Source organism: Serratia sp. JKS296 (genome assembly GCF_900215445.1).
GTDB lineage: Bacteria > Pseudomonadota > Gammaproteobacteria > Enterobacterales > Enterobacteriaceae > Serratia > Serratia marcescens.
Window position 1 is genome coordinate 790970 of record NZ_OCMX01000001.1, and the last position, 12113, is coordinate 803082.

General features: G+C 63.4%; 11 protein-coding genes. 7 read left to right on the forward strand and 4 right to left on the reverse strand.

What is annotated here, in order from left to right; translation table 11 throughout:
* The first annotated feature begins 15 nt into the window (after window positions 1-15).
* Genes CRO23_RS03765 through CRO23_RS03790 form a run of 6 tightly spaced genes read left to right on the forward strand, consistent with a single transcriptional unit; the run spans window position 16 to window position 6138 of the window.
* The gene (locus CRO23_RS03765; protein ID WP_004937634.1) at window positions 16-540 is read left to right on the forward strand and encodes a cupin domain-containing protein; all 525 of its coding nucleotides are present in this window, start codon (window positions 16-18) and stop codon (window positions 538-540) included.
* On the forward strand, window positions 540-1358 hold the full coding sequence (locus tag CRO23_RS03770; RefSeq protein WP_016930044.1) for an alpha/beta fold hydrolase: 819 nt from the start codon (window positions 540-542) through the stop codon (window positions 1356-1358). The genes CRO23_RS03765 and CRO23_RS03770 overlap by 1 nt, the downstream gene beginning before the upstream one ends.
* The gene (locus CRO23_RS03775; protein WP_016930043.1) at window positions 1355-2149 is read left to right on the forward strand and encodes an SDR family oxidoreductase; all 795 of its coding nucleotides are present in this window, start codon (window positions 1355-1357) and stop codon (window positions 2147-2149) included. Before CRO23_RS03770 ends, CRO23_RS03775 begins: the two co-directional genes overlap by 4 nt.
* Before the next feature lie 15 nt (window positions 2150-2164).
* Complete coding sequence (locus tag CRO23_RS03780; RefSeq protein WP_033639423.1) at window positions 2165-2959, forward strand: aspartate dehydrogenase; 795 nt, start codon at window positions 2165-2167, stop codon at window positions 2957-2959.
* 16 nt (window positions 2960-2975) lie between these two features.
* Window positions 2976-4445 carry an aldehyde dehydrogenase gene (locus CRO23_RS03785; protein WP_016930041.1) on the forward strand — a complete coding sequence of 490 codons (1470 nt, stop codon included), beginning with the start codon at window positions 2976-2978 and terminating at the stop codon, window positions 4443-4445.
* A gap of 52 nt (window positions 4446-4497) precedes the next feature.
* Complete coding sequence (locus CRO23_RS03790) at window positions 4498-6138, forward strand: thiamine pyrophosphate-binding protein (RefSeq protein ID WP_097101413.1); 1641 nt, start codon at window positions 4498-4500, stop codon at window positions 6136-6138.
* Window positions 6139-6179: 41 nt separating this feature from the next.
* On the opposite strand, the gene CRO23_RS03795 is transcribed toward CRO23_RS03790, so the two are convergent.
* A complete protein-coding gene (locus CRO23_RS03795; RefSeq protein WP_016930039.1) occupies window positions 6180-6932 on the reverse strand; it encodes a M48 family metallopeptidase in 753 nt (250 codons plus the stop codon).
* Window positions 6933-7170: 238 nt separating this feature from the next.
* On the opposite strand from CRO23_RS03795, the gene tkt reads away from it, so the two are divergent.
* A complete protein-coding gene (gene tkt / locus CRO23_RS03800) occupies window positions 7171-9165 on the forward strand; it encodes a transketolase (RefSeq protein ID WP_033632127.1) in 1995 nt (664 codons plus the stop codon).
* A 69-nt stretch (window positions 9166-9234) separates the two neighbouring features.
* On the opposite strand, the gene brnQ is transcribed toward tkt, so the two are convergent.
* The 3 genes from brnQ to CRO23_RS03815 all read right to left on the reverse strand — a co-directional run bounded on the left by brnQ (window position 9235) and on the right by CRO23_RS03815 (window position 12001).
* Window positions 9235-10557, reverse strand: a complete 1323-nt coding sequence (brnQ, locus tag CRO23_RS03805) for a branched-chain amino acid transport system II carrier protein (protein WP_016930038.1) — start codon at window positions 10555-10557, stop codon at window positions 9235-9237.
* 199 nt (window positions 10558-10756) lie between these two features.
* Window positions 10757-11638, reverse strand: coding sequence for a 2OG-Fe dioxygenase family protein (locus tag CRO23_RS03810; RefSeq protein WP_028127702.1), 882 nt, complete (start codon window positions 11636-11638; stop codon window positions 10757-10759).
* A gap of 30 nt (window positions 11639-11668) precedes the next feature.
* Window positions 11669-12001 (reverse strand): tRNA-binding protein, encoded by a 333-nt coding sequence (locus CRO23_RS03815; protein WP_004931561.1) that lies wholly within the window; start codon window positions 11999-12001, stop codon window positions 11669-11671.
* Window positions 12002-12113 lie beyond the last annotated feature (112 nt).

The following is a 12113-nucleotide window of genomic DNA, read 5'->3' on the forward strand; positions in this document are numbered from 1 at the left end:
CAGAGGAGTGACAACATGTCTCAGGTTGAGAACAAAGCTGGCGTCAAGCCGCAGGATCTGTCGATGGAAAACTGGGTGGAGTCGCGCATTGCCCGTTTCGAAGGCCGCAAATATGACTGGAACGCGCTGAAATTCCAGGCCGATTTTGACCCGAAATACCGCCGCGCGCAGATGCGCTACATCGGCACCGGCGCCACCGGCGTGGCCAGCGACGCCAACACCATTCCGGCGGGCAACTTCACCTTCTCCACCATGGTGCTGCCGTCGAAGTGCGAGGGCCCGCTGCACCTGCACGACGACGTGGAAGAAGTGTTCTTCATGCTGAAAGGCAGCATCACGCTGATGATTCAGGATGGGGAAGAGTATTACGAAACCAGGCTGAAAGAGCGCGATCTGATCTCGGTGCCGGCGGGGGTGTATCGCGGCCTGTTCAACCACGGCGAGGAAGAGGCGCTGATGTGCGTGATGCTCGGCACCGCCAAGCCGGAGATCCCGACCTATCCGGCGGATCACCCGCTGTCCAAAGTGAAGCGCAACTGATGAACGGCCTGGCGCAACGCCAACGGGCGCGCTGCGGGGCGTACACCCTGAGCTGGCGCGAGGCCGGGCAGGGGCGGCCGGTGGTGTTGCTGCACGGCATCAGCTCCGGATCCGCCTCGTGGATCAAGCAGTTCAACGATAACGGCCTGACGGACGGCCACCGTCTGTTGGCGTGGGACGCGCCGGGCTACGGCGGCAGCCTGCCGTTGGCGGATCCGCAGGCCGATGCCGCCGGTTATGCTGCGGCGTTGGCGGCGCTGATTGATGAGCTGCAGCTGGTGCAGCCGCTGATCGTCGGCCATTCGCTGGGGGCGCTGATCGGTAGCGCCTATGCCGCCGGCTATCCGGATGGGCTGTGCGGGCTGGTGTTGGCGGATCCGGCGCAGGGCTATGCCACGGCGCCGGAGGAAAAACGCCGGCAGGTGTACGGCCAGCGCCAGCAGATGATAGAGACGCTGGGGCCGGTGGGCTACGGCGAGCAGCGGGCGGCGGCCTTGCTGCGTGAAGGGGCGGATCCGCAGGATATCGCCTGGGTGCGCAACGGCATGCAGCAGCTCGATCCCGACGGTTTTCTGAGTGCCGCCTGGATGTTGGCCAACGATGATATCGGTCGCTATCTGGCGCGCTATCGCGGCCCGCTGGAGGTGTGGTGCGGTGAACAGGATCGCATTACGCCACCGGAGAAGGCGGCCGAGCTGGCGCGCGAGCAGGACGCGACGCTGCGTCTGATCGCCGCCGCCGGTCATGCCAGCTACTTCGATGCGCCGGCGTGTTTCAACCGCTATCTGCGGGACTTTACGGGAGCAATCCAACGATGAATTTTCAGCTTGAGGATCGGGTGGCGGTGGTGACCGGCGGCTCGTCGGGCATCGGTTTTGAAACCCTGAAGCTGCTGTTGGCCGAAGGGGCGAAAGTGGCGTTCTGCGGCCGCGATCAGGACAAACTGGCCGGCGCAGCAGCCAACCTGCGCGCGGACTTTCCGCAGGCGGATATCCTGGCGCTGCGCTGCGACGTGCTGGACGCGCAGCAGGTGGCGCAGTTCGCCGCTCAGGTGACGGCGCATTTCGGCGGCGTGGATCTGCTGATCAACAACGCCGGTCAGGGCTTCGTCGCCCATTTTGACCAGACGCCGCGCGAGGCCTGGCTGCATGAGGCCGAGCTGAAGCTGTTCGGCGTGATCAACCCGGTGCAGGCGTTCTTACCGGCGCTGGAACGATCGGCGATCGCGTCTATCACCTGCGTGAACTCGCTGCTGGCGCTGCAGCCGGAAGAGCACATGATCGCCACCTCGGCGGCGCGTGCCGCGCTGCTCAACATGACGCTGACGCTGTCGAAAGAGCTGGTGGGCAAAGGCATTCGGGTTAACTCGATCTTGCTGGGGATGGTGGAGTCGGGCCAGTGGCGCCGCCGTTTCGACGAGCGCAGCGATAAAGATCAAAGCTGGGAACAGTGGACGGCGGCCATCGCCGAACGGCGCGGCATCCCGATGAAACGCCTGGGCAAGCCGCAGGAGCCGGCGCAGGCGCTGTTGTTCCTCGCTTCGCCGCTGGCTTCCTTTACCACCGGCGCGGCGCTGGACGTTTCCGGCGGCTTTAACCGCCATGTGTAGCAGGGGCCGAGAAAGATGAAGAAGATCATGATGATTGGCTACGGCGCGATGGCGAAGGAAGTGATCGCCCGTCTGCCGGAAGGCGTGGAGGTTGGCTGGATCCTGGCGCGCGCAGCTCATCATGCGGCGATCGCCGAGGCTTTTGACGGGCGGGTGCAGGCGCTGACCCATCCGGAGCAGTGTTCGCAGCGGCCGGATCTGGTGCTGGAGTGCGCCAGCCAGCAGGCGGTGGCGGAGTTTGGCGAGGCGGTGCTGCAGCGCGGTTGGCCGCTGGCGGTGGTCTCGACCGGCGCGCTGGCGGACGCCGCATTGCAACAGCGGCTGCAGCAGGTTTGCCGCCGCCATCACGGGCAGCTGATCGTGCTGTCCGGCGCGGTGGCGGGGATGGACGGGCTGGCGTCGGCGCGTGAAGGCGGGTTGGAGAGCGTGACCTATCAGGCCAGCAAGAGCCCGGCCAGCTGGCGCGGCAGCCCGGCGGAGCAACTGATCGACCTCGATGCGGTGCGCGAGGCGCAGGTATTTTTTGAAGGCTCGGCGCGCGAAGCGGCGCGTTTGTTCCCGGCCAACGCCAACGTGGCGGCCACTATTGCGCTCAACGGTCTGGGGATGGACGCCACCCGGGTGCGCCTGCAGGTCGATCCCGCCACCCGGCGCAATACCCACCGCCTGCAGGTGTGCGGCGACTTTGGCGAGTTTCACATTGAGCTGAGCGGCAACCCGCTGGCGAGCAATCCCAAAACATCAACCCTGGCGGCGCTGAGCGCGGTACAAGCCTGCCGCCGTCTGGTGGACGGCGGTTTTATTGCCTGAACGGCAGGAGCGGAGCATGGAACGATTGAATATTTTTGTCGCCGGGCGCTGGCGTGAAGGGCGCGGCGAAGAGATGGCTTCGGTATTCCCGGCCGACGGCAGCGTCAACGCGCGGCTGCGCGCCGCTAACGTCGAGGATGTCAACGAGGCGGTAGAGGCGGCGGAAAAGGCCTGGCGCGCGCCGGAATGGCGCGGGCTGGTGCCGCACCAACGCGCCTCAATTCTCTACCGCGTGAGCAACCTGATCCTGGCGCAGCAGGAACAGCTGGCCGAGTTGCAGACGCGCGACAACGGCAAACCGCTGGCGGAAACCCGCGGCCTGGTGGCCAGCGCGGCGGCGACCGCGCGCTACTTCGCCGCCGCCTGCGAGGTGTTGGAAGGCGAGCTGCCGACCCCGCGCAGCGCCGAAGTGATGACGCTCAGTCAGTATCAACCGATGGGGGTGATCGCCGCCATTACGCCGTGGAACTCACCGATCGCCAGCGAAATGCAGAAGGTGGCGCCGGCGCTGGCGGCGGGCAACGCCGTGGTGCTCAAACCGGCCGAAGCCACGCCGCTGATGGCGCTGAAGCTGGCCGAGCTGTTCGAACAGGCGGGGCTCCCTGCCGGGCTGCTCAGCGTGCTGCCGGGCAAAGGTTCGGTGATCGGCGAGGCGTTGGCGCGCCATCCGCTGGTGAAAAAGATCGCCTTTACCGGCGGGACCGGCACCGGGCGCCATTTGGCGCACATCGCCGCCGACAAGCTGATCCCCACCTCGCTGGAGCTGGGCGGTAAATCGCCGACCATCGTGCTGGAGGACGCCGATCTGGAGCAGGCGGCGCGCGGCATCTGTTACGGCATTTTCAGCTCTGCCGGCCAGGCGTGCATCGCCGGTTCACGGCTGTTCGTGCATCGTTCGCTGTATCAGCCGCTGCTGGCGCGCTTGACCGAACTGACGGCGGGGCTGCGCATCGGCAACCCGCTGGTGCCGGGCGTGCATCTCGGCCCGCTGATCAGCGCCAAACATCGGCAAAGCGTGGCGGACTACGTGGCGTTGGCGCGGCAGGAGGGCGGCCGGGTGAGCATCGGCGGCGAAGCGCCGGCCGATCCGCAACTGGCGAGCGGCAGCTATTACCTGCCGACCATTATCGAAGGTTTGAACAACGATGCCCGCGTGTGCCAGGAGGAGATCTTCGGCCCGGTGCTGGTGGCGCTGCCGTTCGACGACGAGCAACAGCTGATCGAACAGGCCAACGACTCGGTGTACGGCCTGGCGGCCGGCATCTGGAGCCGCGATTTCCCGCGGGCGATGGCGCTGGCGGAGCGGCTGGAAACCGGCACCGTCTGGATCAACACCTACAAAACGTTCTCGATTTCCACGCCGTTCGGCGGTTTCAAGGAAAGCGGACTGGGCCGCGAAAAGGGCCTGAACGGCATCAAGGCCTACATGCAGCAGAAAAGCGTGTATCTGGCGCTGAGCCATCAGGTGAACCGCTGGAGCGACTAGGCCGACACCTCTACGCATAACCCTAATAACGATTACCCTAAGAAGGCAGATGATGAGCGATAAAATCACGGTTGGCGAGGCGATAGCCCGGACTCTGGAACAGTACGCGGTGTCGGCGATGTACGGCATCATTTCGATTCATAATCTGCCGATCGCCGATGCGGTGGGGCAGCGCGATAAAATTCGCTTCGTGCCGGCGCGCGGCGAAGCGGGCGCGGTGACCATGGCCGACGCGCACGGGCGTTTCTCCGGCCTGGGCGTGGCGTTGACCAGCACCGGCGCCGGCGCCGGCAACGCGGTGGGGGCGATGATTGAGGCGCTCAACGCCAACACGCCGCTGTTGCATATCACCGGCCAGGTGGAAAAAGCCTATCTGGACGCCGACGCCGGTTTTATTCATGAAACCCGCGATCAGCTCGGCTTCCTGCGCGCCTGTTCAAAGCGCGCTTACCGGGTCAATTCGCCGGAGCAGGCGGTGGCGGTGATCCAGCGAGCGATCCTGGATGCGCAAACCGTGCCCTGCGGCCCGGTGGCGGTCGAGATCCCGATCGATATTCAAAGCAGCCTGGTGTCCCGCTCGGTGCTGGCCGAACCGTTGGCGCCGGCGCCGCTGCCGAAGGCGGACGCCGCAGCGCTGGAGCGGCTGCATCAGCGGCTGAAACAGGCCAAGCGCCCGCTGTTATGGTTGGGCGGCGGTGCGCTGGCCTGCGGCGACGCGGTGCGCAAGCTGGCGGACGCCGGCGTGGCGGTGATCTCCAGCACCCACGGGCGCGGCATTCTGCCGGACAGCCATCCGCGCAGCCTGCGGGCGTTCCACAACTCGCCGAGCATTGAAGCGATCCTGACGCAGTGCGACCTGACGCTGGTGGCCGGTTCGCGCCTGCGCAGTAATGAAACCCGCACCTGGACGCTGCCGCTGCCGCGCCCGTTGGTGCAAATTGACATCGATCCGGCGGCGGCCAACCGCAACTACCTGGCCGATGAACAGATCAATGGCGACTGTGCGGCGCTGCTGACGGCGCTGGCGGCGCGGTTGACCCCTGGCGAGAAGGTGAACGCCGAGTGGGATGCCGAGATCGCGGGAGCGGTGCAGCAGGCTGAGAGCGCGCTGCGCCAGCAGTCCGGCGAATACGCCAAACTCAATGACGCCATCGACGCCGCGCTGCCGCAGGACGGGCTGTTGGTGCGCGATATCACCGTTTCCGGCAGCGTCTGGGGCAGCCGGCTGTTCCGGGCGATTTCGCCGCTGTGCAACATACACTCGCTGGCTGGCGCCATTGGAATGGGGCTGCCGATGGCGATCGGCACCGCAATCGCCAACCCGCAGCGCAAGGTGGTGGGGCTGGTGGGCGATGGCGGTCTGGCGCTGGGTCTGGGGGAACTGGCGACCATGGCGCAGGAACAGGTGAACATCACCCTGCTGATCATGAACGACGGCGGTTATGGCGTGATGCGTGGCATTCAGGACAAGTATTTCGCCGGGCGCCAGTATTACAACGAGCTGCATACGCCGGCCTTTACCCAGATCGCCGAAGCGATGGGGTTGAAAGCCTGGAAGGTGGACGCGGCGGCGCAGTTCAACGGCGTATTGGCCGAGGCGATCAACTACCCGGGGCCGTCGGTGGTCGAGGTGGACATGAAGCGGGTCGGGCCGCTGACCTTCGCCGGGCCGCCGCAGAAAACCCTGTATTGATACGATAAAAAACGCCCGGCGGTTGCCGGGCGTTCTCGTTGTTACTTCTCTGCCGCGATGCGATCGCGAATGTGCTGCGCGCGCGCTTGGGAAGATGGGTGATCGTCGAACATGCTGCTCTGACGGCCGGCTTCCATTTGGGCCAGTTTTTCGAAGCTGGTGGCCAGGCCGTTCGGATCGATGCCGCGTTTTTTCAGCAGATCGAACGAGTAATCATCCGCTTCGCTTTCCTGCTTCTGCGAGAACTGGGCGCTGACCAGCTTCTCGCCGATATCCGCCAGCTGCGACTGCGACAGCGAGCCGATGACGCCGCCGGCGGAGGACGCCGCGGTGCGCAGCGCCACGGTGCCGTAAGCCACCTGCATCGCTTTACGGGTGTGGCCCAGCGCCACGTGGCCCATTTCGTGGCCCAGCACGCCTTCCACTTCGTTGTCGTTCATCATGTCCATCAGGCCGCTGTAGACGCGGATACAGCCGTTGGCCATCGCCCAGGCGTTGACGTCTTTGGTCACGTAGACCTTGTAGTTGGCCGGGGTGCCGTTGATGTTGTCGCCCAGCGCCGCGGCGATTTTGTTGAGACGCTTGGCGTAGGTGCTGCCGGCCGGCGCGATTTGTGCCTTGCTGTCCATCTCGGCGCAGGATTTATCACTCAGGGCCTTAACGTCGTCGTTGCTCAGGGTTGCCGCCTGGAACGCCTGCGCGCCGGACTGCATCAAGGTTTCGGTATTCAGGTTTTGACAGCCGGTTGCCAAGGTGGCAATGCCCAACGCAATCAAAGAGGTACGAATTTTCATAACGCCATCTTCCTGTGAAGGTAACAAGGTAAAAGAGTCATTTTGCTTTGAGGAAATCTTGTCGCAAGAGCCTAGTGTACGCCAGCTAAGGCGAGAATAGTGTTATTCCGAAAAAGCGTCCAATCGTGCTAATAAGTGGTGAACTCGCTCTCATTTGGCATTAGGGATTGCCGTTGTGATGTGGAGTCTGAGAAAATAGGGAACTTGACTGCTTTTTTTATCCGACCTGGAGTAAAACATGTCCTCTCGTAAAGAGCTTGCCAACGCTATCCGCGCACTCAGCATGGACGCCGTACAAAAAGCAAATTCCGGCCACCCGGGGGCCCCTATGGGCATGGCGGACATCGCCGAAGTCCTGTGGCGTGACTACCTCAACCACAACCCGACTAACCCGCACTGGGCTGACCGCGACCGTTTCGTGCTCTCCAACGGCCACGGCTCCATGTTGATTTACAGCCTCCTGCACCTCACCGGCTACGACCTGCCGATGCGCGAGCTGGAGAACTTCCGTCAGCTGCATTCCAAAACCCCGGGCCACCCGGAGTACGGCTACACCCCGGGCGTTGAAACCACCACCGGCCCGCTGGGCCAGGGCATCGCCAACGCCGTCGGCTTCGCCATCGCCGAACGCACCCTGGCGGCGCAGTTCAACCGCCCCGGCCACGACATCGTCGACCACCACACCTACGCCTTCATGGGCGACGGCTGCATGATGGAAGGCATCTCGCACGAAGTCTGTTCCCTGGCCGGCACCCTCAAGCTCGGCAAGCTGACCGCCTTCTACGATGACAACGGCATCTCCATCGACGGTCACGTCGACGGCTGGTTCACCGACGACACCGCCCTGCGTTTTGAAGCCTACGGCTGGCACGTGGTGCGCAACGTCGACGGCCACAACCCGGACGCCATCAAGGCCGCGATTGAAGAAGCCCGCAAGGTGACCGACAAGCCGTCACTGCTGATGTGCAAGACCGTTATCGGCTTCGGTTCGCCGAACAAGGCCGGCACCCATGACGTGCACGGCGCCGCGCTGGGCGCCGCCGAAGTGGCCGCCACCCGCGAAGCGCTGGGCTGGAAATACGCCGCCTTTGAAATCCCGCAGGACATCTACGCCCAGTGGGACGCCAAAGAAGCCGGTCAGGCCAAGGAAGCGGCCTGGAACGACAAGTTCGCCGCCTACGCCAGGGCCTTCCCGGAACTGGCCGCCGAGTTCAAGCGCCGCATGAACGGCGAGCTGCCGGCCGACTGGAAAGCCGACGCCAAAGCGTTCGTGGAAAAACTGCAGGCCAACCCGGCCAACATCGCCAGCCGCAAGGCGTCGCAGAACGCGCTGGAAGCGTTCGGCAAGGTGCTGCCGGAGTTCCTGGGCGGCTCCGCCGACCTGGCGCCGAGCAACCTGACCATGTGGTCCGGCTCGAAAGCGCTGAACGTTGACCCGGCGGGCAACTACATTCATTACGGCGTGCGCGAGTTCGGCATGACCGCCATCACCAACGGCATCGCGCTGCACGGCGGCTTCCTGCCGTACTCGGCGACCTTCCTGATGTTCGTGGAATACGCCCGCAACGCGGTGCGCATGGCGGCGCTGATGAAGCTGCGCAACGTGTTCGTCTACACCCACGACTCCATCGGTCTGGGCGAAGACGGCCCGACCCACCAGCCGGTGGAGCAGCTGGCGAGCCTGCGCGTAACCCCGAACATGAGCACCTGGCGCCCGTGTGACCAGGTGGAATCGGCGGTGGCGTGGCAGTACGGCATCGAGCGCAACGACGGCCCGACCACCCTGGTGTTCTCGCGCCAGAACCTGACCCAGCAGCCGCGCACCGCAGAGCAGCTGGCGAACGTGTACCGCGGCGGCTACGTGCTGAAAGACTGCGCGGGCACGCCGGACGTCATCCTGATTGCCACCGGCTCTGAAGTGGGCATCACGGTGGAAGCGGCGGACAAGCTGACCGCGGCGGGCCGCAAGGTGCGGGTGGTGTCGATGCCGTCGACCGACGCGTTCGACAAGCAGGATGCGGCGTACCGCGAGTCGGTGCTGCCGGCGGCGGTGACGGCGCGTGTGGCGGTGGAAGCGGGTATCGCGGACTACTGGTACAAGTACGTGGGGCTGAACGGCGCCATCGTGGGCATGACCACCTTCGGTGAGTCGGCGCCGGCGGAGCAGCTGTTCGCCGAGTTCGGCTTCACCGTGGACAACGTGGTGGCGAAGGCGCAGGCGCTGCTGAAGTAAGCGGCCTGGCGCAAGCCGATAAAAAAGCCGGTCATCATGACCGGCTTTTTTTATGGGCGGAAATCGCGCTTACGACGCGGCATTGGCGCTTTCGACGCCGCGCAACCGGTCGTAAGCCGCCGCCAGCAACAGCACCAGCAGCGTAGGCTGCAGCCAGACCAGCCCCTGTTCGGCCAGCGGCAGCTTATCGAACCAGGCGGGCAGCAGGCCGCTGAAGCTGGAAGCCTTCAGGCCGTCGGCCAGGCCAAACACCAGGCTGGTGGCGATCACCGGCGCGAAGACGCGCCTGGCGCTGCGCCAGCGGTTCTGGCTGAAGCTGAGCAACACCAGCGCGATGCAGGGCGGGTAGATCGCCGTCAGCACCGGCAGCGAGACCCGGATCAGATTGGCCAGCCCCATGTTGGAGACCAGCATGGCGAAGAGGGCGAGGATGACCACCAGCGTGCGGTAAGAGAGCGGCAGGTAGCGGGAGAAGAAGTCCGCGCAGGCGCAGGTCATGCCGACCGCCGTCACCAGGCAGGCGATGAACATCAGCACCGCCATAAAGACGCTGCCCAGATCGCCGAAGGTGTGCTGTACATAGGCGTGCAGGATTGCCGCGCCATCCTGAGCGCCGTTCTCGATCAGGCTACCGCTGCCGGCGCCGAGTTTGAACATGCAGATATAGACCAGCGTCAGGCCGACGCCGGCGATCAGGCTGGCCCACAGCGTATAACGCAGCAGCAACCCGCTGTCGCTGACGCCGCGCGAGCGGGCGGCGGTAACGATAATCGAACCGAACATTAGCGCCGACAGCGTGTCCATGGTTTGATAACCCTGTACGAAGCCGGTGGAAAACGCCGAGGCTTGATAGCTGCCGACGGCGGAGAGCGGCGCGCCTGCGGGCCAGACCAGGGCGGCGATGCCGAGCGCGGCCAGCGCCAGAATTTTCAGCGGCGCCAGAATATGGCCGACGTTATCGAGCAACCGTCCGGGATAAAGCGACACAATCATCGCCAGGGTAAAGAACAGCAGGCTGTAGATGAACTGCGGCAGGGCGCCGTCGCCGGTGAAAGGCGCAATGCCGAGGGCGAAAGAGACATTGGCGGTTCGCGGCGTGGCGAATAACGGGCCGAGCGCCAGATAGCAGACGGTCGCCAGCAGCAAGCCGGCGGTGCGGCCGATGGGGCCGGTCAGCAGGCTGATGCTGCCGCCGACGCGCGCCAACGCGATCACGGCGATCACCGGCAGGGCGACGGCGGTCACCATAAACCCGATAGCGGCCGGCCACAGATGTTCGCCGGACTGCAGTCCCACCAGCGGCGGGAAGATGATGTTGCCGGCACCGACAAACAGGGCAAAGGTCATAAAGCCCAGGGCGATAATGTCTTTCGGGGATAAACTCTTGGTCATAACGGTATGGCACTGCCTGTATTCATGAAATAAACGGCCTGCCTGCAGAGGGCTGGCGCGTGGGGCAGCGAGCGCCCGCAAAAATTTTCGTCCGGCAGGATATAATAATTCGGCGACAAAAACCTGATTAATCCAGCGCTGTTTATCCTTGCGTGAACCGGCCGCACAGATGAATCCTGGCGGCCGGCCCGGCAGCGCGTTAGCTCGCGCGCGCCACCATGTCTATCGACAGCGGGATTTCGATATGCGGTTTAAAAGAGTCATACGCGAAGGAGACGTGGCCGTCTTCGACCGGTTTTCGGGTGAAAAAGATCAGCATATCGCGGGTTGAATTCTTACGTTTGTCCTGCGCTTCCACCGGTGAGAGGCTGTGTTTGCGTTCATGGTCGACAATCAGCAGGGTATCGAGGAAATGCCGATGCTGTATTGCGCCCAAAATCCATTCCGGCCGGGCCCGATCGAATTTGATCCCGCTGGTTTCGCGCATATCGTGAATAAAGGTCTTGGCGCTGTCGTCGGTCATGTTGTCGCAGCCGAGGAAGGTCGTCATGGTGTGGTCGACGCCGTCGCTGTGCACGCCTTCCAGCGCCGGTTCGCCCAGCATCTGCGGCGTGGTGACGGTGCGCAGGTTGAACACCGTGCAGACGAACTTGTTGATCTCCTGATTAAGCCGGGGGCGCGGCGTCACGCTCACGCCATCGATCACGTAGGCTTTGAATTTCATCAGCGCCTGAAATGCCGTATTCAACTGCAGATCGTCGTTGATGCCGCGGAAATGGCGCACCTTTCCCGAATCGTAGCGGATGAAGTCTTCCTCGACCGAGAGCACGAAAGGCTGGAACTCCAGCCGCTCAATCCGGGCGCGATCGAAGTCGAAACAGAAACGGCCGTTTCTGGACTTGCGGAAAGGCAGCGTGGGATCGTCCGCCAGATTGGCGCTGACCTGCTGCAGCCTGGCGAAATCTTCCGGCCGCGCGCCCAGCGCCAGCAGGATTGCCTGCATGGTAGCGCCGGGGATAAAGGCTGAACGGTGTTCCTGGTATGCTTTCTTAACTTCATCAAGCAGAGATAACTGTCGCATTTCTCGGAGGCCTCACGAATGATGGGGCGGTTATAAAATCTTGCTGCCGATCTCCACGTCGAAATCGGGTTTCAGCAAGACGGTGCCTTGATCCCTGGTGACCGCGGCAAGAACCAGCACTTCGGATTTAAATCCGGCAACCCGCCTGGCGGGGAAATTAACGACGGAGATGACTTTTCTGCCAAGCAGATCATCCTCCTGATAGTTTTCGCATAATTGCGCCGAACTGTTTTTAATGCCAATTTCCTCGCCGAAATCAATGCGCAGCTTATAGGCGGGTTTTAACGCCTTGTCGTTATATTCCACGGAAATAATTTCGCCAATACGCATATCCAGTTTCATAAAATCAGTGATTTCGGCCATGAGTCAGTCCCGTTAATTAAATGGCTTCAGAAAGGCTAGCAAAGGGGAATTATCCCGACAATGTCGCCGATAGGGGAATATTTATACCTGATGTAGCAATTAATTTACATTA